This window comes from Stieleria sp. JC731, assembly GCF_020966635.1.
Classification (GTDB): Bacteria; Planctomycetota; Planctomycetia; order Pirellulales; family Pirellulaceae; genus Stieleria.
Genome location: NZ_JAJKFQ010000001.1, coordinates 1,576,290 through 1,598,346, shown reverse-complemented (window position 1 = coordinate 1,598,346; position 22,057 = coordinate 1,576,290). Strand labels below are relative to the sequence as shown.

Sequence of the window (22,057 nt, the reverse complement as noted above, 5' to 3'; positions counted from 1 at the left end):
GAAATGGCTTTAGCAGAAGACAAGGTCCGTGAATCACTAAAGCAGGTGATCGATCCGGAACTATACGTTAACATTGTAGACCTGGGATTGATCTACGTCGTTAACGTCTCGGATGAGAAAGAAGATGGACGACACGATGTCCAAATCGACATGACGATGACCAGTCCCATGTGCCCGGCAGGCCCTCAATTGGTTGCCGGCACAAAGGCGGCCGCTGAAGAGCTCGAAGAAGTGGACTCTTGCGAGGTCAAAGTTGTGATGGATCCCCCGTGGTCTCCCGATCGCATGACGGATGAGGCTAGGGATCATTTGGGCATCTTTTAGGAAAGGATTGTGCTTTGAACATTTTCGTCGGTGAATATGTCTGCGGAGGCGGATTGGTCGGGGCGACCGATGAAGCGGGCTTGGACGAGTTGCGCAGTGAAGGCGAAGCCATGCTTCGCGCACTGGTCGCAGACGTTTCAAAGTTCGCCGAAACCACCGTTGTTCTTGATGAACAACTGGATGTCGAATGTGAAGCGACAACGAAAATTAAATTCGACAACGGCAGTCCGCTTTGGGCACAGTGGGCCAAGGCTGCTGCCGGTTGCGATGCAGCCCTGATCATTGCTCCCGAAGTCGATGGTTTGCTAGCCAAAGGCGTCGGCGTTCTGCGTAGCGCCGGAGTCGATGTGATCGCTGGCAGCGGCGACTTTCTGCGCGTCGCCAGCGACAAATTGCTAACAGCACAGTTGCTGCACCGTGCCGGGGTCAACCACCCACCTTTTGTTGCCCCCGAAGACGAACGCATGATCGGCGTCCTTGCCGACTGCCACAAGTTCGTCATCAAGCCTCGCGATGGCTGTGGCACCCAAGAGATTGAAACGTTCAGCGACTTTCGCGAAGCACGAAAGGCGCTCAAGACCGGATCGATTATGCAAGGCTGGATGAATGGCCGAAGCATTTCGATCTCCTATCTTGCATCGGGCAACTACCAAACGTTCTTGCCCGCGGTTTCTCAGGTCATCAGCCCGGAACACTGCAACTACAGCGGCGGCTGTGGACCGCTGGACGATGAATCACAACGTCGCGCCACTGCGATTGCTTCGCGTGCCATTGCGGCGATGCCGCCAACCGCCCGCGGCTTTGTCGGCTTGGACCTGATCCTCGGTGACGAACCCAGCCAAGACTGCGTCATCGAAATCAACCCTCGGCTCACCACTTCCTACGTCGGACTTCGCGAGATGATCCACGGGAACTTGGCCGCTCGGCTGTTTGATATGGAAACCGGCCCCGTACGCTGCAAAGCGACCGTTGAATCGGTGCGTTGGACGCCGGACGGAAAAGTCTACTTCGACGCACCGTTGCTCGCCTAACTGGCGATGATGCCTAGTGTCGCCCTTCACTCCGCAAGAGTAGCGGTCTTTCCCGCTTGTATTGTGGAGTGTAAGTCGACTCGTGAGAGATCAAACCACAAAACCAACAGGTCGCCCTTGGGTCATGGCTCAAACGGGCAATGGTCCCAACGCGAATCGCCCCAACGAGCAGGGTCACAACGAGCAGCGACCCGACAAGCAATGGTTCGGCCTTCATGAATTCATCGATGTGTTCAACCTATTCGCCTGTCGTCGGGATTGATATCGGGGGCGCGAATCTAAAGTACGCACACAGCAGTGGTGTCACGCTCGCAGTCGATTTTCCGCTGTGGCGAAAAAGCGATTGCTTGGCAACGCAATTGATCAACGATCTGGCGATATTGCCACCGCATCAGATGGTCGTTGTCACCATGACAGGCGAACTGGCAGATTGCTTTTTAGATCGTGAAGTCGGTGTCAAACATATCGTCGGCCAAACGCAACTGGCCGCTCAACGTTCCGGCGTCGGTCTGCAAATCTATGGTGTTGGCGGAGGATGGTATACCGACCAAACCTTCAGCGATCAAACCGATCGGATCGCAGCCGCGAACTGGCACGCTTTGGCAAGCCATGCGTCTAGCTATCTCCCTTCCGGACGAACAGGACTTTTGATCGATATCGGAAGCACCACAACTGACTTGATTCCGATCATCAATGGACAGGTTGCCACGGGAGCCCGAACGGATTTTGATCGTCTTTGTGAAGGTTCGTTGGTCTATGTCGGTGGTCAGCGAACACCAGTCAGTTCGATCGTCAACGAATTGACATTCAGGAACCGCCAAGTGCCCATCATGCGAGAAGTTTTTAGCACGATGGACGATGTCCGATTATTGTTGGGACTGACAAAGGAATCGAGGTCTTGCGAAACCGCCGACGGCAAGCCACGAGATTTATTCCACGCGGCCAACCGAATCGCACGAATGATTGGACTTGGACATCGCGAAGTTTCATTGAACGACGCAGCAAATTTGGCAGCACAAGTCTTTAATGCCGCAACCGAATTGATTGACCAAGGGATCAGAAAACTGTTCGCTCAATACGACATGCATGGCGTTCAAGAACGATCTGACGATGGACATGCAATTAATGTAATTGTCTCGGGTCATGCCGACGATCTGGTCCCAAAGTCGCTGCTAGAATCTGCTTCGCTACTTTCCGATCATTTGGGCCCTGAACAATCTCGCTGTGCAACGGCTATCGCGTTGACTCGTCTGTGGGAGCAACAGGTGTGCGACGCGTCATAAAGATCGGTGGAAGCCTGCTGCTACAGCCGAATTTGATCGAGGGCTTCTGTCGATGGCACAGCCTTCAGTCACCCGCAGACGATTACCTTATCGTCGGCGGCGGTAATCTCATCGAAGCGATCCGTGAACTTGATGCCCTTCACAACTTGCCGCCAGATTGGATCCATTGGCACTGTGTTGATCTATTGAAGTCAACACATCACTGGCTTGCCGATAGACTTCCGAGCTTTGATCCAATTCAAACTCAGGAAGAATTTGCCGCTCAAAAAGGCCGACCTCACTCTTGCGCCAATATGATCGTTCGCGTGGATAGCTTTTACCATCAAGGTGTCGATGCTAATCTTCCTGAAGACTGGCGTACGACAACTGATGCGATCGCTGGCTATCTTGCCAAACTGCTGATGGCCGAAGAGTTCGTGTTGCTGAAATCCTGCGATGCAGATGGAGCCTTATCCGTTGCAGAATTGGCCAAGCGAGGCATCATTGACGAGGCCTTGCCAATGATCGCCGACGGCCTACCCAAAATGCGGATTATCAACTTGGCTGCGCAGATCAAACAATGACCGCCATCCTAGGCCTATCCGCTTTCTTTCACGACTCCGCTGCAGCACTGATTGCTGACGGACGGATCATTGCCGCGGCGCAAGAAGAACGCTTCTCACGCATAAAGCATGACGAAGGGTTCCCCACATGCGCGATCAAATATTGTCTTGAAGAGGCAGGCTTAACCGAAGAGCAAATCGACTTCGTCGGGTTCTATGAAAAACCGTTGCTGAAGTTCGATCGGCTGCTAGAGACATACTTGTCATATGCCCCCGTAGGCTTCGTTTCATTTCGCAAAGCGATGCCGAATTGGATCGCAGAAAAACTGCGAATCCGGCGATTGATCAAGCAGGGGCTGAATCGAAAGTATCGTCGCCGTATCGTCTTTTGCTCGCATCACGAAGCACATGCGGCAAGTGCGTTCTACCCATCGCCTTTTGATCAGGCCGCGATCCTGACGATGGATGGAGTCGGCGAATGGAGCACTTCGACAATGGGAATCGGTCGCCATGATCAGATCAAATTGATTCAGCAAACGCGTTTTCCTCACTCGCTGGGACTGCTGTATTCAGCATTTACCCACTATTGCGGATTTCGCGTGAACTCAGGTGAATACAAATTGATGGGGCTTGCGCCGTATGGTCAGCCTCGATATGTCGATCTCATCAAAGACCGGTTGGTCAAGATCCATGATGACGGATCCTTTCGGCTTAACCTCGACTACTTTGGGTTCTGCCAAACGCTTCGGATGACGACACCGAAGCTTCACCGACTGCTCGGACGCGGCCCCCGGGAACGCGATTCGCAAATCGAGGCACTGGACAAGGATCTGGCTGCATCGATCCAAACTGTCACCGAGGAAATCGTGCTAAAAGCAGCGACGGAACTCCATCGCATCACTGGGCTCGACAAACTTTGCATGGCAGGCGGTGTTGCGCTGAATTGCGTAGCCAACGGGCGACTGCTTCGGGAAAGCCCATTTGAAAAGATATGGGTTCAACCTGCTGCTGGGGACGCGGGCGGTGCACTCGGCGTTGCGTTTCTGATCTGGCACCAACTGCTGAAAAAAGCCCGACCGTACGAACCATCCAGCACCGGAGTTGATTTTCAAAACGGAAGCCTGCTGGGGCCGAGCTATTCCGCGAAATCGATCGCCGAGCTGCTGCAGGGCAGGGGACAAGCGTTTCGGCAATTTGATGACGAAGATCTGCTCCATCACCACATTGCTAAACTGTTGGCCGAAGGAAAAGTCGTTGGACGATTCGCCGGGCGTGCGGAGTTTGGACCGCGGGCACTGGGCAACCGAAGCATCCTTGGCGACCCTCGAGTTGCCGAGATGCAGTCGACCATGAATATGAAAATCAAATTTCGCGAATCGTTTCGCCCCTTTGCCCCAGCAGTTTTGGCAAGCGAGGCACACCGCTTCTTTGATCTTTCGGAAGATACCACCAGCCCCTACATGCTGATGGTTTGCAATGTGAAAACAGATTCATTGCCTGCGACAACACATGTGGACGGCAGTGCACGGGTTCAAACGGTCAACGATGTCGACAACCCCAGCTTCGCAAAGCTGCTAAAGACATTCCATCAAACAACCGGTTGCCCGGTGCTGATCAACACAAGCTTTAACGTGCGTGGTGAACCGATTGTCGGCTCACCCGAAGACGCCCTGCGATGTTTCCAAAACACCGAGATGGACGCAGTTGTTTTAGAAAACTGCGTCATCGAAAAATAAGTTTGACGCGACTACTTTGAATCCAGCCGCGTTCGCAGAACCGCGAAGTCCGCAACCGAATCGGCATTCAGCTTTCGCAATGCTGATTGACGACGACGATCAACGGTTCGTGGGCTGATATCCAACTGGCGCGAGATCTCTCGGTTCGGATAGCCTTTGGTGGCAAGATCCAGAACCGCTGCCTCTTCGTTCGTCAGCTTATTGAGCAATTCTTCCGCCTCGGCGATTTTCGATGCTCGATGCTGATCGTCTTCAGAACGTTGCATCGCCAATTCGATTTCATCAGCAAGGCGCTGCAAGTGGAACGGCTTTTCCACCACACTGACGGCACCGAGCTTCATCGCATCAACAGCGGTTGCGACATCGGCAAAAGCGGTCAGCAAAATGACGGAAAGGCACGACCCTCGACCGGTTAAACGCCGAATCAACTCGACGCCTCCCATCTCCGGCATTCGGAGGTCGCTGATTACACAGCCCACCTCGTCCGGTTTAACGACATCCAACAGATACTTTGGATGATCGAAGGTAACGGGCTGATACCCAAATTCTCGCAACGACATCGCGAGACTGGATAGAAATTCTCGCTCGTCATCGACGATGTACAGCGATTTACGTTCGGTCGTTTCGATGAATTCGTTCACCGGCGCAGTTAGTGAAGAGGCCATGTAGGCTGTGAGGTCCGCGGAGGTCAAAACAAGTCTATTGGAGAGCACACTTCACTGTGCACTACACCATCCCAACTGTTTTTAGAACTCGCTCGGTTTTAACTTGTAAATGTCACCAAAGCCGCTCTGAATTGCCAGTTTTGGCCTGAACCAAGTTCGACTTCGTTCGGATGGCTGACAAACATCACCATCGGGAACGATCCAAGCAAGTTCCAAATCTCTGGTTCGCTGTTCAACATTGTTGCCCAACGACCATCCGCCCCGAGTGTTGTAGCGATCCGACGCTACCTACAGGTAATCATTGCCACAAAAACACCGGGTTTGCGGTTCCGATTCTCCTGTACACCCATAGTGATTCTATGTTACGTAGCAATCGCTAGCCAACTACGATCGGCGTTTGAGCAAAACTTTTCTTTAGTTTTTTTCTTGGGGGTCCGTCTTCCCCTGTTCGGTTGCACGCTTTGGTAGCGTCTTTAGGGAATCGGTTATTTGAGCAGCGACGCGCTCAATCGCGGCAAGAATACTGTCACACGAGGATCGGATCTTCTCCTCCTGCACCAGTCGTTCACGGCCAATCAATAGCGAGAGAACTTGGACTCCCATCGATGCGACGGACAGTTCGTTATTCAGCTTGTGTAGTACCGACCGAGTCTTTTCGATAACGGGCTGTTCCTGAAGGACCACAAAACAACCATTGATCGATTGCAGATTAGTCTCGTGTTCCGGCATTTCATCAACCTGCAACGGCCCACCGAAGTGTGGCGATACGCAGAGCGATTCGGACACATCGATCGAATACGAAGGCGTCGCCAACGGATAGTTTTGCTGAAATGTTTGCGGGCTGTCATTCGAGGGAGCCAAACGACACTGTTTCAGAAAACGATAACGATCCATCATCACCGCTGAATCGCTCGACAGATACTTGTCAGCCGGATGCGACCATTGCGACCCATCAGCATCGGGGCTTGCGAACAAACCTACCGTCGTTGCGTTCCCCCAAACTCGATCAATCTCGATCGAGTTTTCCGAAAGTGATCCCTGCCAGAAGACGATTTCATCCACGGTGTCTATCACTGCGAGGGTGAAGTGATCAGCGAAGGCGGCTTCTCAAGAGATCGTTCAGCCGACCGATCGTCACCTCAGAAGAATCAACACCACCTAAGACATCTTTTCCAAGGTCGGCTAACAACTGATCAGCCTTCGCAACAAGCTGCTGTGAACTTGCACTCTTCGTTGCGAACCAAGTTGTCAGTTGCTGCTGTTGATCAAGCAAGGCTTTGTCTGCTTTGGCAACCATCTTGGCTTTGGTCGCTTCCACTTGTTTTGCGATTGCATCGCTAGCAGCGTTCTTCAAGATGTCGCCTAGGTTGGTATCCATCTTCATTGCGAGATGGTCCCAGGTTCCTTCGAACTCTGCCTTGATCGTGATCATATCCACATCGGACAAGCTTTGGCGAAGTGCATCGGTTGCGGCAAGGGTTTCGTATTTGGAATCGACGTCCAAGCCAAGTTTGACGCCCGTTTGCTTACACGCCAGGATGCCATGGACTTGATCACCTTCGCTACGCATCTGAACCCAAATTTCGCGTCGTCCACCATTGATCGAAACGACCGCGTCTTTGTCGTCTCCCATCCGCATTGTTGGGGCTTCAGACTCAGGCCAATGGATGGTCAAGCGATCGACGTCGCTACCACTGCGACGGTCGCGAACGTAGCCAACTTTGACAGTCTGAGGTCCGTTCAGTTGCAGTTCAGCACGCAAAGGTTCATCGAGCAGTGTTGGCGAAGGCGTCATATTCTCGACCGTCCCGGTCAGCGAATAGGACTCGCCACCGGCACGCATTAGGCCTTGGATCTCGCAGCTTCGCACCAGAATATCTGGCTTGCGTGTCTGGCCTAACAGATCGATATCCACACCTCGGGCTCGTTCGTTTTCAGGCGCGACGACCGTATAGTTGGCGATTGTCCGGCCGTTTTCCCAGTACTGCTTGATGGTTGTGATCTGGTCTCGAACAGCATGACTGACCAAATCGATACCGGCGTTTTGTGATTGTGATAGGTCGCCGGGAACGAACTGATCGATTCGCTTCAAATCAGCTTGCTTAGCCAGTTCCAACTTCGCCAGGTCAGATTGAAATCGCTGCGGCAAAGTCTCGAGCGAAGCGATGATCGATTTCAACTCGGCGCGTGTCTCATCAGCCAGATTAACGGTGGTGCCGATTCGATCCCAATCTCGCAACGGGTTCTCGATCGCCTTGGCATTGCTTTTGAACTCGCGAATTTTCGTTTCAAGCTCTTTCGCACGTTTCGCAAGATCATCGTACTCGCGTTCGTAGCGCTGCTTGATGTCTTGACTAGTACGAACGGTTTCCAGCTCATCAGCAGCTTGCTCAACCTGATCGGTCAACTTGTCAGTGATGCCGCCAATCATTTGGCTCATCACACCGGGTCCGTCCGACAGGCTCGGGATGTCATCTTCGCTGGGCTCTTCGGGTTCAAAGTGTCCCGATGTTTCTCGCGACGAACCGACCTGAATTCCGGTGATCCGCCCACGGTTGGCAACCAAACGGCGATGCATCATCGCGTCGCCATCAAGTTCCAGTTCGATAAGGTCTGCACGTAATGCGTCGCGCAATTCTTTGTTGTCACGCGGATCGGCAACACGAAAGTCTTCGTAGCGGACCCGCGGTGGGAATAACATCACGTGGGTGCTGCCAATCTCGACCTTTGCGCCGGTGGCTGTTTGCAATCCCATGATCGTCGCCCATCGCGCCACCGGTCCCATGCCCAAACGCACGATCACCAGGACTGCTAAGACGATCAGTACCCGAGTAACTAAATAACGCCAGCGAATCATCCTGCCGCTTTCCTTTGCTGGGAGTGACGCAGTTGCTGAAGCAGATAGTTCAATGCTTCATCGTTGGAAGGTGTTTTGTCCGAATCATGGCCCTTCGGATCGTCTTGATCGCGATAGTCCTTCATTCGAATGACATCGATTTTGGTCTCCACCGAAACCAATTGTTCATTGGGTGGCAACTGGTCCGCCGTGGCGGTCTCGACCAGTCGCTGCTGCGCGGCCGAACCGGTCGCAGCTTCTTCGGTGATGAAATGTGTTTCTGTTGTCAGCACGCTATCGAGGGGCTCCGTCGAAGACTTGTCGCCTTTCTTTGCCCAACGTGGCGGCCGGGAAGCCGATTGAGAATCATCGATCCGAACCGATACGGGATGTGTTGCGGCTGAATCGTCATTGACGGCTTTGTCGTCGTGATTTTCGCCTGTACCGAGTTCTTTAGCAGACGGTCCATCAGCAGGGTTATCAATGCCAGCACTTTCGTCCGACGCGCTGGCCTCGTCAGTCGCCTTTTCTTCCTCTTCAACCGGCGCGATGTAGCGGAAGAATGGCAACGTGATTCTGTAAACCGGCCACACCGAGACAACGCCGATCAGAAAGCTGCCAAGAACCACCGTATTGTTTAAATCGGTCCACGGCATCAACGGAAAAGTCCATGCCTGGACGGCGAATTGATGACCTTGGGGATGGTTCAATAGATACTCACCGAGTTGATGTGAGTACTCGTCCAAACCAGGAGCAGCAAAGGAAACTCCGATCGCGACGGCAGCCATCAATGCATGATTGATTTGGAAGGTCAACAGTGTCAGCAAGACCAACACCGCCAACAAATTGCCGTGGGGAATGATCCCCAGCAATACGCCGAAGGCGCATCCCGCCGCCAATTGCTTTGGAAACCGACGATCAGCGATCGCTTTTCGAAGATTGTTGAGCAGCTTGAGCGAAAATACGACCATCGCAGTGCGCCTCCATGCGCACATCTAGCTTCTAGTTGTCCACCACTAGGCTTCATCGGCAATCCACCCAGCAGATATTCAATACAACCGTCACAAATTCACATGCCAGATGGATTCGTGATTTTGTCGCTGATTGCGGAAGATCGGTCGTGAAACTCTGTTTCGCAACCAATGACCCTGCCAAGAAGTTGATTCCTCGAAGCATCTTGTTGAGTCATAAGGCTAAAAACGCCAGGCCATCATTGAATGCCCACAAAAAAACGCTGACGGGAGGTTTCGCCAGCGTTTTCGATGTTTTCAGTTGGGTGACTCAGCCCGATCGGCTGAATCGAAAACCGTGCTCAGCTATCTTCGCTAAGTGATTCTTGGCTTTGCGAATCCTCGGACAGCGATTCGGTAGCCGATTCAGACTTACGTGAATCTGCGATGCGAGTCGCTTCGTTGACGACTGCGATGGCCGAGCGAAGTTCGATTGGAGAGAACCAAGCCACGTTGCCGGTGTACTTGCTTTCGACTCGGTTCTTTGCAGCCAATTCTTCCCACGACATCTTGTCCATCAGGTTCCATGCGGCCGCTTGAGCGGTGTTCTGTGCGACTTGGCGATTACCCAAAGCTTCGCAGAGGACATGGACGCGTTGGTCGGTGGTGACCAAGTCCAGTGGGACAATTTTGTAGGCCATCTTCGGTGTTGGGTCCGGCTTGCCGTGTTCGAGGCAAACGGTTGTGACTGCAAGTTTTTGTTGGCGATTGGGAGCGATACGCATCATACCGCCCATGCCCATACCACCACCCATGCCGCCCATGCCGCCGCCCATACCGCCTCCCATGCCGCCGCCGCCCATGCCGCCGCCCATGGCTTGACCGCCACCGCCGCCGCCCATGCCGCCGCCACCCATGCCACCCATGCCGCCGCCCATTCCTCCCATACCGCCCATGCCCATTTGGCGATTGATCGGAACACCAGCGAAGGCGCTTGGCATTTTCAGGTTGACGGGCTGATCGGTCAGGTTGCGAACCAGAACGTTCGCTTTGGCCGCGTTGACAGGAATGAACTTGACCTCAATCTGGCCTGCATCCATAGCGGAGAAAAACTCTGCTTCAGCCGCTTGGGGTTGATCGGGTACATCAGCAACGGCCACGGAAGCGACGAGTGCAAGCGCACTTGCGACTGCACCGCCGAAAACACGGCGAGAGAATTGGCGAACGGAGGATGTTTCGATTCGATAGAACACTTCGGAGTTCCTTGTGCGATTGGTGTCGCCCGGTGATGAGGCTGTCGCCCGGAAACGACGAGGGTTGGGGATACCAACACCGACCCGCGCCGGCCATCATCAATGTGATTGGCCGAGCATGGGGTGGTGAAACCGGGGTGAGAGGAAGAAGGCGTCGAGATCCGCGTCCCGATTTTCCCCAGGGGATGCGCAGAATCGTTTCCTCTTGCCTTTAATATCTTAGTTCGGCGAAAAGGCAGAACCAAGACAAAAGGTTATGAAGATGCCGGTGGAAAGTCGGAAAATCGCAAAACCGACACAGTGCGGGTAACCGGACACTTCGGCAGCTGATCGCAGACCGAGTCACACCCGGCAGATGGAGTCGACTTCAACCGCTTGGGCAGCAACCAAGCAGGCTCACCGGTTACCAGGCAGGCTCACCGGTACAGAATCTTCGCCAAGTCCGATGCCTATTGGTCCAATGCCGCCGGACGGCGTCCTAGACGACCTTGCCGACTGACGATTATTCGCCGGTGATCATTACCGCCGATATCGATCGATCCCGAAAAAAAAGCGGTTGAGTCTCAGGAATTCCGAAACTCAACCGCGTCGTTTGAAATCGCAAGTTTGCGTCAATGGGCTTCGTTGCTCCCACAGCAATTCAGCCCAATCGGCAATCCTGTTCGCCAGCGTCGAGTCAGCAGAACAACTGACTCTCACCGGTAATTCGGAACATCGACCAAATTGGGGACAGTGATCCGGTTTCTCTGAGGGTGAACAAGCGAATGTTGACCTGTAACGGGTATGCCGTTCCAGTTCGACGCATTGGGTAGACTTTGCCGGGTGAAGACCGTCGCAAAGCTGTCGCTATTTACTCAGCTGCTAATTCCTATTTGCAGCACGGACAGAGAGTCGATTGTCTTTTTCGAACATTCGACATTTGGGTTTTCGGGCTCGACGCGGGCCGCGTCGACACAGGACCCTCTGGATGTGCGCCCATTCAGCATCGAAATGTTTTTCGCTTGGCAGAGAAGCGATCCAGGAGCAATGGCGTGCGGGCGACATGTCTGATTGCCGCCAAAAAACAGCTGCCTATTGAGGGCATATGCCGCAGAACAGCCCTCACTTCTGACTGCCATTACCCTCTGTGGACGGATATTGAAGAATCTTTTACATCGTTGTTACAAGGATTGGTCTATCACGAGACAGACACAGAACAACAAATCCGTAGACTTTCCAACGTTCCGATTGTTGCTCGGCTTTTTCATTCGGAGAAGCGACCATTGCTGGCATTCACGGTTCGAGCACTAGCCGGCAGACATAGACCTCCCACAACGGACTCCGTCACGATGGCGAACGTAATTGAAACCCCCAAAAAGAAGAGTACGGGTAAACCGCAGCGTCTCGAATACCCCGATATGGAATTGGCGCAAGACGCCGTGTCTGGTGACGCGGTTGCCCTAGAAGCCAAAGATCAGGGCACCGCTGTCAATTTGTCGGGAATTCCGGCTTCTGATCGCAAACGAGCCGCCAACATTTCTTGGTGGGCAATCGGCTGGTTGGGCATGGCACACTTGGTAGTGCTGTTTGTCGCTCCGTTTACTTTCACCTGGGAAGGACTCGCAGTCGCAATTGGCCTGCACTGGCTGACCGGCAGCATCGGGATTTGCCTCTGCTACCACCGGCTGCTGACGCACTCCGGCATGAAGACGCCGACTTGGTTCAAATACGTCCTTACCAGCGTCGGCTGCCTAGCTGGCGAAGGTACTCCACTGGACTGGGTTGCCGACCACCGCAGCCACCACAAAAACAGTGATCAACCGGGTGACCCTCACTCGCCACACGATGGCGGTTGGTGGAGCCACATTTTCTGGTTGGCTTATCACACCCACAACGGTAACCGCAAAGCCTACCTACAAAAGTGGGCGCCCGATTTGTACAAGCTTCGCGGCATGCGGATCATGGACTACATGTTCTTGCCGATCCACATCGCGTCAGGTGCCATCCTATTCGGCATTGGTTACTACTTCAGCGGAATGGAAATGGCGGTTTCGTTGGTTGTCTGGGGTGTGTTTGTCCGATTGGTCGGCGTCCTGCACGCAACCTGGATGGTCAACAGTGCTTCACACATGTGGGGCTATCGCAACTACGAAACGACCGACGACAGTCGCAACAACTGGTTGGTCGCAATCATCGCGTACGGGGAAGGCTGGCACAACAATCACCACGCACACCCACGCATGGCAAAGCACGGTCACAAGTGGTGGGAATTCGACATCACCTGGCAAGCGATCAAGCTGTTCCGTGCCATGGGCCTTGTCTGGGATGTTGTTGACTATCGCAGCGTCGCTGAAAAGAAAGCCCGCGAAGAGCAGGCATCGGCATAGCAAGCAGAGTTGCCTTCGCCAGATAATCGTATCAGGCGAACCAGCTGAATCTGCTAACCACAGTTGAATATTCATGCCCGGTCGGATGCGTTCCGATCGGGTTTTCTATTTGGACCCAAACATGCCCGAAAGCCCAGCGTACTATCAGCACCGCTTCGAAACCGTCGAGCAGTATCTTCATCACCGAACGCCGTACCGGATGGTCGATTCGATCGAAAAGATTTCGCATGATCGAATTGAAACATCCGCAATCGTGGCGGCTGAAGCGTTTTATATGCCGGGGCATTTCCCAGGGGCTCCGATTGTGCCCGGGGCGATGATGCAGGAAATGACCACGCAGTCAGCAGGAATTTTGATTGCCGCCGAACACAACCCGATGGAAGACTTCGACACGTCCGACCCGAACGCGAATGAGTTTGCGTTGGGTGTGTTGGTTCGAATTAACCATGCACGCTTTCGAGGTTTCGCGCGGCCTGGGGATAAACTGTCGATTGTCGTCGAACTGATTGAACGCGAAGCAAACTGCTTTCAGTTTGTCGGCCGCGTCATCAAGGACGGGAACGCGATCATGAAGAACGGCTTTCAACTCGCCAATATTCCTTCCGCCCAATTGGTTGGAACACAGGTCTAGCAGTCGTTGGACTGGAAATACGGCAGGAACCGTGACAATACGCTGCCACCGGGTTGAGCAAGCACTGGGCCCCACACCATAATCCGGTCCCGATGGTGTGAACTTGCAACCCACGTATTCAACCCCGCGATTGCGATGATTGATCAACTTGCGACGATAGACTTCAGCGGATTCGGAATGCTGTTTGCCGAAGCGGCAACTCACGAGGCCGCGGCGAAGGCAGGGGACATGGCAGCCGACAGCCTATTTTCGCTCGGCGGAATCATGACGCTGGGAATGCTGGTTTTGCTGCAGGCAGTTCTTGGCTTTGACAACCTGCTCTATATCTCAATCGAAAGCAAGCGAGTCCCTGAGGAGGATCAATCAAAGGTCCGAAAGTGGGGCATCGGTCTGGCGATCGTCTTTCGGATCGTTTTGCTATTCGTGGTCGTCAAACTTATTGCGTTGCTTCAGGAACCGTTTTTCGGATTTGATTCCAGGGCGTTGTCGCTCAGCGTTTCCGGGCATAGCTTGATCGTGATCGGTGGCGGGGCATTCATTCTGTGGACCGCCATCAAAGAGATCTATCACCTTCTGGCGATCGAAGAAATCGACCATGACTCCGATGGCGGTGCCAAGAAATCCACCCTCGGGAAAGCGATCGCGTTGATCGTTCTGATGAATTTAGTGTTTTCATTTGATTCAATTCTAAGCGCGATGGCGTTGACGAAGAGCCTTGCGATCATGGCGACGGCGATCGTGATTAGCGGACTGCTAATGATCTGGTTAGCCGATCATGTCGCGGAGTTTTTGAAACGAAATCGCATGTACGAAGTGCTCGGCCTTTTCATCCTGTTCATCGTCGGTGTCATGCTGGTCAGCGAAGGCGGTCACTTGGCGTCGATCCAATTGTTCGGATACCACGTCCATCCGATGGCCAAGTCAACGTTCTACTTCGTTTTGGTCGTCTTGATCGTCGTCGATGTGGTGCAGGGGCGTTTCCAGCGCAAACTACTCGCTCAAAAACAGCGAGAACGAGTTGGCAACCAATCCACGTCATAAACCGCGTGAATGCCGGATCTCTCAGGCACGATTTAGAGCGCCAGTGTCCCGGCGGGCTCGGGTGTTCCGGATATAGAATTCCGCCTAAGACCAGGGCCACCTTGCGCGGCAGCTTTGTCAGTCGACTATCATGAAGCGAGTCGTATTCCCCGCCTCGCTTCCCTCCTTTCATCAAGTGTCGTCCAATGATCCGATTACTGATTCTTTCCGTCTGCGTGTCGACCGTCATGTCCACCACACTACGTGCTGAAGACCATCCATCACAAAAGCCCACTGGCTTATTAAGACACGCGGTTTTCTTTAGCTTTAAAGACTCATCTAGCAAGGAAGACGTTCAAAAGGTCGTCGACACCTTCGCGGCATTGCCGGATAAAATCGATTCGATCGTTGATTTTCAATATGGCGTCAACAACAGCCCCGAAGGTCTCGACGAAGGCTTCACGCACTGCTTCCTGCTCTCGTTCAAAGATGAAGCCGGTCGTGCGAAATACCTGCCACACCCGGCACACAAAGAGTTTGGCAATGTCTTGCGTCCACATATGGAGAAGGTGTTTGTGATCGACTATTGGGGCGATCCCAAACAACCCAAAGTTGACGAACCGTTGCTGCACGCCGTGTTCTTTGCGTTTAAAGAAGACGCATCAAAAGAAGGCGTCCAAAAGGTCGAAGAGGCTTTCGCAGCATTGCCAAGCAAGATCGATGGAATCAATGCGTTCGAATGGGGAATCAACAACAGTCCCGAACGCCATGACAACGGATTTACTCACTGCTTTTTGGTGTCGTTCGAAAGCGAAAACGCTCGCAAAAATTATCTGCCTCACCCGGACCACCAAGCCTTCGTCGGTGTACTAAAACCGGTTCTAGACAAAGTACGGGTGCTGGACTTCTGGGGCAAACGCCCGTAAGTCTATTGCAATCTTGCTGACAACTCGTCTGACTCAAAACTGAACGCAATCAATGTTGTATGCCGTCATCATGGCTGGTGGTAGTGGAACCCGCTTCTGGCCCGCTAGTCGCAAGCTGCGACCGAAACAATTGCTCGCGCTTTCCGGCTCGAACACCATGATCCAGGCCACCAGTGAGCGATTAAGCGAGCTGGTTCCTGCCGATCGTCAACTGATTTTGACGAACGAAATCTTGGTGGAACCGATCGCCGAGCAGCTGCCGGAATTGCCAGTCGCTAACTTGATTGGCGAACCGGCAAAGCGTGACACCGCACCGTGTATCGGCTTGGCTGCCTCATTGATTGCCGCTCGCGATCCGGAAGGGATCATGGCAGTGATGCCTTCGGACCATGTCATTGGGACGGACGAACAATTCTGCGCAGACCTGAAAGCCGCAGAAGAACTCGTCAACGAAGATCCAACTCGGATCGTGACGTTCGGAATTAAACCGACTTATCCGGCGGAGTCCTTCGGCTACATCCAACGCGGTGAAAAGTTAGCTCAAACGGACGCAAACGCGTTTGCCGTCGCGAAGTTCCGAGAAAAACCGGATCAAGCGACTGCCACAGAGTACCTGCAGTCGGGCGACTTCTACTGGAATAGCGGCATCTTTCTTTGGAAGGCGAAGACGATCCTGGCCGCACTCGAAGCGAACCAACCAGAAATGTTCGCCCACATTCAAAAGATCGCTGCGGCAATCGGCACACCAGAATATGACGATGTTTTGGATCGAGAATTCAAAGCGATCAAAGGAACCTCGATCGATTACGCCGTCATGGAAAGCTATGACAATGTCGTCGTCATCGAAGCCGGCTTTTCTTGGGATGACGTCGGCAGCTGGCAATCACTTGGTCGACTTCATCCTTCGGACCAGCAGGGTAACACTGCCGTCGGTGACCACCTCGCGATTGACACAACCGGCTCGATCATCTTTGGCGATGCCGATCATACAATCGTGACGATCGGCGTTGAGGACTTGATCGTGGTTCACACGAAAGACGCGACCCTCGTTGCACCCAAAAGCGCAGAAGAACGGGTTCGTGAAGCAGTCAAACTGCTGGAACAAACTGACCGGGTCGATCGGCTCTAGTGCTGATCGAATTCGGCACTGATTGTTTCGTCTGAAATGGCTTCTTCGCCCAGACCCACAGAATGATGTGGCGCTAACGCGCGCTCAAAGCCATGTCTGTTGCTTCGGCGAAACCGATGTTTCTTTTTTGCATCATTTTCTCCGACTGAGTGGCCGTACTCAGTCGGAGTTGGCGTAGTTTTGCCTGCATTGATGACGGTTTTTGCGTGCTAGTGACGCTAGCTGAGCTAGGTTTTCGAAGACCTAGATCCTCGCCTCAAGAGTCACTAACCCGCATGACCGTCATGTTTCTTTCCAAACGCCATGCTGCTGGAGGCGAAGCTTCCAGCCGCAATGCCCACTGCCGAAACGAAGTCGGCTCAGCAACGCAAGTTCGCGTCGGGCGGCATGGACGTCGAAGAAGATCCGATCGGCGCGCGGTCGCCACGGTCGAATTCGCAATCTGCCTTCCAGCCTTGATCGCACTAACGATCGGCACCATCGATATCTGTTCGATGCTGTTCTTAAAAGAATCCATCACCTTGGCAGCGTACGAAGGCGCGCGGATGGGTGTTGGGCGAGACCGCACCAATGGCGATGTCACTTCGCGGGTTCAAGCCTTTTTGGACGAACGCAACATCCAGTATTCCGGCGATCCTTGCACCTACGGATCTCCCGATTTTACCTCCGCGGATACGCTGGATAACGTCACGCTTACCGTTTCCGTTCCATGCGACGGCAACCTACTGATCCCATCAGTGTTCTATGGGGGAATGGACATCTCCGCTTCGGTGACGCTTCGCAAAGAGTACCAGAATTTGGCCAGCAACTAGTGCCAAATCAATGGAGACACCCATGACGAATCAAATAGCCAATCGAAGACGATCACGACGCAGACGCAAAGACCGCAAGGGCGCCGCGATCGTGGAGTTCGCAATCATCGCCAACCTGTTCTTTGTGATCGTGTTTACGTGCATGGAATTCGCACGCATGAACATGATCCGCAACCTAGCCCAAGACGCCGCATACTTTGCCGCTCGTCAAGCAATCGTTCCCGGTGCAACCTCCGGCGAAGCAATCGCTGCTGCCGAAGAGGTCATGGATATGATCACCACCACCGGCTACAGCGTTGATGTAAACGAGCTCAATGAAGACACGCCTGTTGTCGAGGTCAACGTCAAAGTCGACTTCAATGAAATCGCCCTGTTCGCGCCTTTGTTCTTACCCAACGCGGTGATCGAAACAACCGCCCGGATGAAGACCGAACGATACGACGGTTACTATCACCAATAGACGTGAAACCACGGGGAAGCTGACCTCTTCTCTTTTGATCAAGTTTTAGCACCATGAATATATCTATCGCTCGCAAACAATCGTCTTATCGACGTAACGGACTTCGCCGTCGCGGTTCCGTGATGGGAATGACCGCGGTCTTCCTGCCGATCCTGGCGATTCTAGCGGCATTCGCAATCAATGCCGCACACATGCAACTGACGCGTACGGAACTGATCGTCGCGACTGACGCTGCCGCTCGTGCAGCAGGTCGTGCGTTCAGTGAAGTCCAAACGGTTGATGCCGCCATCGATGCTGCTGTTTCGACAGCAGCACTTAACACCGTCAACGGAGATCCACTTCGCCTACGCACCGGTGACAACGACGGTGAGATTGAATTTGGGCTCACACTTCAACAAGGTGGCTACAACAGTCGCTACAACTTTCAGAAGATCCCAACCGGCGCTGTTCGAACGGGGACCGTTGCAAGTGCCGTGCGTATTCATGGAAAACGTCTTGGCGGATCACTATCGGGAAACGTTCCGCTGATCATTCCCGGTCTGTTGGACATGGATCGATTTGAAACACAATCCGACTCGGTCGCCATGCAGGTTGACCGTGACATCTCGTTGATCCTTGATCGTTCCGGTTCGATGGCCGAAATCAACTTCGACTGGGGGAGGGGCGAGAACCCATTCTCAAGTTCAGCGATCTACTGGGGATATCAACAAGGCATACTGACTCGTTCCTACAGAAACGGTGGATATCAGTATTACTACGCATCCGGGTACGATTCGGTCACTTACCAACAGTACCTCTGGGAAAACTACTTCGACAACGGACCGGCTCCGACGATGCCTTGGCAGGACCTTGTTGTCGCGGTGAACGCGTTTCTGGACGTACTGGATAAAACCAGTCAAGAAGAGCAAGTCTCCGTCGCGAGTTATTCAACCAATGCTTCGCTTGACACTCTGCTTGAAAAGAACCATCAAATCGTTCGCAACCGAGTCAATCAACTCAACACCGGTGGATGGACTGCGATTGGGAAAGGAATGCAAGAAGGCATTCAAGCTTTGGTCGACGGTCGCGCCCGCCCCTTCGCTGCCAAGACAATGGTGGTCATGACTGACGGGATTGAAAACCAATCACCTTGGGCAGCTCCGATCGCAAGGTCACTTGTCGCCAATAACCTTCTGACAATCCATACCGTCACCTTTGGCGATGGAGCCGACCAGCAGACGATGCGAGAAATTGCATCGATCGGAGGTGGTAAGCACTATCATGCCGCAACAGGAGCGGACCTGGTGCAGATTTTTGAAGAGATCGCGAACAACCTTCCAACCATCTTGACCGAATAGTCGTCAAGAATCGCACGGGGAATTGTTTTCATGTCACAACCAACGAACTCACCGCGTAAGCGTTCCGATTCAGGCAAGTCGCACTTCGGTGATATTCCTGATCGGAGCATCCAAAACGAACGGCGATCAATTTTGCCTCGCAGTAAAGCCGGACTGATCGCGGTCGCGGCTTCCTATCTGTTTTCGGTGACGTTGCTCGCGTTCGCCTTCACCGCACCGTTTAGGCGAACCGGAAACGCTGAAGCCGTCGAAGCGAAGAACGTCAAACTTGAGTACGAAGCTCGAATGTCTTCGGACCAATATGTCGACTTCTCACAGACTTTCGACCAACGGCTCAAAGACAACATGCGTCGCAAGGCGGAGAGCGAAGCGGTCGAATATCCAGACCATCAACAAGTGGTCGAGAACTGGGAAAAACGACAAAAGAAACGCCAAGCGATTCTCAGTGAGCTCAAACATGAAGCGGAAGAACACGGGATCGTGAAGGACACAATCCAGTGGAAATACGCGGAAGATCTCGAAAAGGTCAACCAGGACGGTCCCTCGAAGCAGAAACACTAGCTTCGTTCGGGGGTGGCTAGGATTGATCCGATGGACCGCTCGGCTTCTTAGAATCATCACGGATGACAATGCCGCGGACTGCTTTTCACGATTCGAACCTCAGCCATATTCTGACCCTATACTTGATCGGTCTTCGACCGTCGGTTCTGCCCACTTGGCGTCTAACGACCAGCCAACACTAGCCAGAAACCCCGAGGCAGGTGGTCCGCTGCCCCTAATTGGCGACCTTCTTGCGAGACCAGACGACAACTTTTCTGCGTTGCGATTAAGATATCCCAACGCACTCGTCGCACTTTTTCACCTGATTTATCTGCCCATGTGGTTCCGACGTCTCGCCCCAGCATTCTTGCTCACCACGATGTGGGCACCTCTGTCATTCGCTCAAACCGCTACAGAGCTGCCAACTCGTCCGGATGAACTGGTCCGGCAATTGTCTTCGCACGCCTCCACGGGAGGGCACGAACAAGCCGTGGCTGTCGGTCGCCTGATCCAGGTCGGCGCATGGAACGAAGCAGTTCGCTGGCTGGAAGAAATTGGCAAGTCGGACGAAACCGATGCCTTGGCTGATGCGGCGAGGACGATTGGTCCTACGATGATGCTTCGAGTTTCTCTTCGCGAAGAAATGACCGATGCCGCAAGAGACGCTTTGACCAAAATGTCAGCTGCTCTTAAGGAAACCAATCAATCCGCTCAAACGCTTCAAGCCGCGATCGCCGACCTGAACTCCGATTCGGTCGACAAGGTCGTCGCCGCCAATCGCGTTTTGCTTCAGGGTGGTCAAGCGGCGATCTCAGAGATGACAAAGGCAATCGGCCATGGCTTGTCTCAATCTCACTTCAACAAAGTCATCGAGGTCCTTCGAACATTTGGCCAGGACGCCGTCGATGCGGTAGGCGAGTTGGCTCTGTACGGTACGGCGAATGTCCGAAGCAATGCTTTGATCGCGTTCTTATCGCTCGCCGATCAAGAACGTGCCTTGTTATCGTCCCTCGGTGCTCAGTTCGGTACGAATTCGACTGAGGCAGAGCGGCAGATCGCGCGGCGTTTCACTGGCGTTAGCTCAAAGACCGACGCAATCCAATACATGACCGATCGATTGGCAATTCTTCGCGAAGACGCTCAGCGCTGCGTCAACAATCAAAACCCTGTGTTGATTTGGTCAATCGCGGACAAAGCGACTTCGGTCGCCGCGACTCGCAGTACAGAACTGTATCGTTGCTATCGCCAAGCATTTGACCTCGCTCAACAGATTCGGCGTTTTGACCAATTGCCACCAGCAATCATGAGAGAAGCCTTAGCCACCGATCTGACTTATCGAGTGATGGCTGACTTAGACTGGGGCACCCCGGAACAGCTGCAACAGGTTTCCTCAAGTTACGGCGAAGCTGTCAGTACCAGCAGCTTAACCACGGGACTGCGTGAAAGCATGTCGCGTGGCGATGAGGCAGCCGCCTTGGGATTCATCCGACTTCTAGCCGTTGACGCCGATCCTGAGACCCTAAATAGCTACGGTGGAAAGCGTTCTGCACTTGTCGACGCCGCGATCGAAGGAACGACACCTCGCATCCGCTACGAAGCTGCTGAGCTGATCGCGACATTGATCCAAAACGAAGGGCACGCGCACTTTTCTGGCTCAAGCGAAGTCAACCAAACGTTTTCGGAAATGGCATCGTTAAACGACCGCTCATCCGCAGTATTAATCGAAACTCGACCAAACGTCGCGGTCCAACAGGAAGCGATTCTCGGACAACTCGGCCATGATGTTCGACTGGTCACCTCGGCGATGCAAGCAGAACACGAAGTTGCCAAAGGCGGCGACCTGCGAATGATCGTCAGCAAGATTCAATTGGCTGATGCCGCCGCCGTCGAGCTGGTCGATCGAATCCGACGGTTGCCACGAGGTCGGAATATTCCGATTGTTTTCTTCAGTGACCAATCGGTTCATCCAGACGCGGTGGAGTCCGCAAAGCTAGAAACCCGCTCAAGTCGATGGAGTGGCGATCAAACGCCGTCGGTCTACGTCCTGCCAATCCCGGGTGGAACGGCGGCATTTTCGGACGTTCTAACCGAGGTGCAAGAGAAACAGCGTCTGGAGCCACTTTCGGTCAGCGATCGAGCTCGCTTCCAAAAAATCGCCCAAACCGCCCTGCAAAGTGTTTCGAATCGTCCTTAAAAAACGCCGGGTACCGGTGATC

General features: G+C 53.5%; 20 protein-coding genes. 15 read left to right on the top strand and 5 right to left on the bottom strand.

The features are described from left to right. The first annotated feature begins 3 nt into the window (after nucleotides 1–3). The 5 genes from LOC67_RS05405 (at nucleotide 4) to LOC67_RS05385 (ending at nucleotide 4,916) form a co-directional block, all read left to right on the top strand. Nucleotides 4–324, top strand: coding sequence for a metal-sulfur cluster assembly factor (locus tag LOC67_RS05405; protein ID WP_230261481.1), 321 nt, complete (start codon nucleotides 4–6; stop codon nucleotides 322–324). A 14-nt stretch (nucleotides 325–338) separates the two neighbouring features. Next, on the top strand, nucleotides 339–1,355 hold the full coding sequence (locus LOC67_RS05400; protein ID WP_230261480.1) for an ATP-grasp domain-containing protein: 1,017 nt from the start codon (nucleotides 339–341) through the stop codon (nucleotides 1,353–1,355). 227 nt (nucleotides 1,356–1,582) lie between these two features. Beyond that, entirely contained in the window at nucleotides 1,583–2,638 is a 1,056-nt protein-coding gene (locus tag LOC67_RS05395; RefSeq protein WP_230261479.1) for a hydantoinase/oxoprolinase family protein, read from the top strand. Next, complete coding sequence (locus LOC67_RS05390; protein WP_230261478.1) at nucleotides 2,623–3,201, top strand: hypothetical protein; 579 nt, start codon at nucleotides 2,623–2,625, stop codon at nucleotides 3,199–3,201. Before LOC67_RS05395 ends, LOC67_RS05390 begins: the two co-directional genes overlap by 16 nt. Continuing rightward, nucleotides 3,198–4,916 carry a carbamoyltransferase gene (locus LOC67_RS05385; RefSeq protein WP_230261477.1) on the top strand — a complete coding sequence of 573 codons (1,719 nt, stop codon included), beginning with the start codon at nucleotides 3,198–3,200 and terminating at the stop codon, nucleotides 4,914–4,916. Before LOC67_RS05390 ends, LOC67_RS05385 begins: the two co-directional genes overlap by 4 nt. An 11-nt stretch (nucleotides 4,917–4,927) precedes the next feature. On the opposite strand, the gene LOC67_RS05380 is transcribed toward LOC67_RS05385, so the two are convergent. The 5 genes from LOC67_RS05380 to LOC67_RS05360 all read right to left on the bottom strand — a co-directional run bounded on the left by LOC67_RS05380 (nucleotide 4,928) and on the right by LOC67_RS05360 (nucleotide 10,620). Beyond that, entirely contained in the window at nucleotides 4,928–5,581 is a 654-nt protein-coding gene (locus LOC67_RS05380; RefSeq protein WP_230261476.1) for a response regulator transcription factor, read from the bottom strand. A 414-nt stretch (nucleotides 5,582–5,995) separates the two neighbouring features. After that, entirely contained in the window at nucleotides 5,996–6,643 is a 648-nt protein-coding gene (locus LOC67_RS05375; RefSeq protein WP_230261475.1) for a hypothetical protein, read from the bottom strand. Nucleotides 6,644–6,671: 28 nt separating this feature from the next. Then, nucleotides 6,672–8,438, bottom strand: a complete 1,767-nt coding sequence (locus LOC67_RS05370; protein WP_230261474.1) for a TIGR03545 family protein — start codon at nucleotides 8,436–8,438, stop codon at nucleotides 6,672–6,674. Further along, a complete protein-coding gene (locus tag LOC67_RS05365; protein WP_230261473.1) occupies nucleotides 8,435–9,388 on the bottom strand; it encodes a TIGR03546 family protein in 954 nt (317 codons plus the stop codon). The genes LOC67_RS05370 and LOC67_RS05365 overlap by 4 nt, the downstream gene beginning before the upstream one ends. Before the next feature lie 341 nt (nucleotides 9,389–9,729). Continuing rightward, the gene (locus LOC67_RS05360; RefSeq protein ID WP_230261472.1) at nucleotides 9,730–10,620 is read right to left on the bottom strand and encodes a hypothetical protein; all 891 of its coding nucleotides are present in this window, start codon (nucleotides 10,618–10,620) and stop codon (nucleotides 9,730–9,732) included. Between the two features lie 1,328 nt (nucleotides 10,621–11,948). Between LOC67_RS05360 and LOC67_RS05355 the strand changes: the two genes are divergently transcribed. The 10 genes from LOC67_RS05355 to LOC67_RS05310 all read left to right on the top strand — a co-directional run bounded on the left by LOC67_RS05355 (nucleotide 11,949) and on the right by LOC67_RS05310 (nucleotide 22,035). Next, nucleotides 11,949–12,986, top strand: coding sequence for an acyl-CoA desaturase (locus tag LOC67_RS05355; RefSeq protein ID WP_230261471.1), 1,038 nt, complete (start codon nucleotides 11,949–11,951; stop codon nucleotides 12,984–12,986). 121 nt (nucleotides 12,987–13,107) lie between these two features. Further along, entirely contained in the window at nucleotides 13,108–13,617 is a 510-nt protein-coding gene (locus LOC67_RS05350; protein ID WP_230261470.1) for a 3-hydroxyacyl-ACP dehydratase FabZ family protein, read from the top strand. 276 nt (nucleotides 13,618–13,893) lie between these two features. Further along, complete coding sequence (locus LOC67_RS05345) at nucleotides 13,894–14,658, top strand: TerC family protein (protein ID WP_410001118.1); 765 nt, start codon at nucleotides 13,894–13,896, stop codon at nucleotides 14,656–14,658. 227 nt (nucleotides 14,659–14,885) lie between these two features. After that, entirely contained in the window at nucleotides 14,886–15,563 is a 678-nt protein-coding gene (locus LOC67_RS05340) for a Dabb family protein (protein WP_230261468.1), read from the top strand. A gap of 52 nt (nucleotides 15,564–15,615) precedes the next feature. After that, complete coding sequence (locus tag LOC67_RS05335; RefSeq protein WP_230261467.1) at nucleotides 15,616–16,692, top strand: mannose-1-phosphate guanylyltransferase; 1,077 nt, start codon at nucleotides 15,616–15,618, stop codon at nucleotides 16,690–16,692. 275 nt (nucleotides 16,693–16,967) lie between these two features. Further along, complete coding sequence (locus tag LOC67_RS05330) at nucleotides 16,968–17,504, top strand: TadE family protein (RefSeq protein ID WP_230261466.1); 537 nt, start codon at nucleotides 16,968–16,970, stop codon at nucleotides 17,502–17,504. Between the two features lie 22 nt (nucleotides 17,505–17,526). Further along, on the top strand, nucleotides 17,527–17,964 hold the full coding sequence (locus tag LOC67_RS05325; RefSeq protein WP_230261465.1) for a TadE/TadG family type IV pilus assembly protein: 438 nt from the start codon (nucleotides 17,527–17,529) through the stop codon (nucleotides 17,962–17,964). A 53-nt stretch (nucleotides 17,965–18,017) separates the two neighbouring features. Next, complete coding sequence (locus LOC67_RS05320) at nucleotides 18,018–19,301, top strand: vWA domain-containing protein (RefSeq protein WP_230261464.1); 1,284 nt, start codon at nucleotides 18,018–18,020, stop codon at nucleotides 19,299–19,301. A gap of 30 nt (nucleotides 19,302–19,331) precedes the next feature. Then, nucleotides 19,332–19,862: a hypothetical protein gene (locus LOC67_RS05315; RefSeq protein WP_230261463.1), complete on the top strand. Its 531-nt coding sequence runs from the start codon at nucleotides 19,332–19,334 to the stop codon at nucleotides 19,860–19,862. Between the two features lie 316 nt (nucleotides 19,863–20,178). Further along, nucleotides 20,179–22,035, top strand: a complete 1,857-nt coding sequence (locus tag LOC67_RS05310; RefSeq protein WP_230261462.1) for a hypothetical protein — start codon at nucleotides 20,179–20,181, stop codon at nucleotides 22,033–22,035. Nucleotides 22,036–22,057 lie beyond the last annotated feature (22 nt).